General features: G+C 56.0%; 1 protein-coding gene. It reads right to left on the bottom strand.

Annotated features, from left to right (window positions below):
• Window positions 1–241 precede the first annotated feature (241 nt).
• Window positions 242–1,020: site-specific integrase (locus B5F19_RS16830; protein ID WP_087292919.1), on the bottom strand; the 779-nt coding region annotated here is incomplete at its 5' end.

Below are 1,020 nucleotides of genomic sequence, written 5' to 3'. Positions count from 1 at the left end.
CCATTTTAGGCCCAAAAACGCCCGGAAAGCGTTGAACCGCAGCAGATGGACAAACCGACAGCAGCTCATAACCCGGAGGTCGGAGGTTCAAGTCCTCCTCCCGCAACCAGAAATCCGCTGGAATCGCCTGATTCCAGCGGATTATTTTTGTTTTCTGCAACCTTTTTGAGGGGTTTATTTTTGGCTTTTAAATCTGACCCAGATTCTGACCCATACGGGAATCTTTCCGGACTGGAGAGGGCTATAAACTGCCGGAGAGGACGTGTTCCATGGCCTCCGCCGCCTGTCTTTGGGCTGAGGTAGTTACGTGGGCGTAGGTGTCCAGGGTAAACCCGGCGCTGTAGTGGCCCAGCATGCCGGAGACGGTTTTCACATCCACTCCGTTTTGCAGGGCCAGGGTTGCGAAAGTGTGCCTCAAATCGTGGAACCTGACCCTTGGCAGTCCTGCCCGCTTCAGTACCCGGTGGAGCATGTGGAGCACACTGTCTGGGGACATGGGGCCGCCAGTAGAACCGGGAAACACCCAGGGACAGCTCCCCACTTTCTTTTTCTGCTGATTCAGAACGTCTACCGTATCCTTTGCCAACGGCAGGGTGCGGTAGGCGTTTTTTGTTTTCAGGGGTGCTTCCACCACCTCGCCGTTGATTCTTGCTATTTGCCGTTTAACCCGGAGGTCGCCCCGTTCCAAATCAAGGTCCTCCCATTTCAGGCCTAACAGTTCTCCCCGCCGCAGTCCAGTGGCCAGCTCCACGTAGTACAGCTCGAATACACCGCTGTCCTTGGCCTCCCGCAGGAAGGAAGCCAGCTGCTCCACTGGGAGGGTTTTCATCTCTTTGTGCTCCACCTTGGGCAGGGCGCAGCCGTCTGTGGGGTCCACAGCGATGAGCTTCTGCTCCTTGGCCAGTTTCATCGCCGAGGCAATGATCTGGTGCAGGTTCCTCACCGTCTTGGGGCTCAGGCCCTTGCTCTGTTTTTTGCTTTCAATCCGTTCTACTCTGCCGTTGCTGAGCAACTTCTTGT

The sequence above is a fragment of the Pseudoflavonifractor sp. An184 genome (genome assembly GCF_002160305.1).
Classification (GTDB): domain Bacteria; phylum Bacillota; class Clostridia; order Oscillospirales; family Oscillospiraceae; genus Lawsonibacter; species Lawsonibacter pullicola.
The sequence above is the reverse complement of the archived record's forward strand: the minus strand, read 5'-3'. Positions and strand labels throughout refer to the sequence as shown.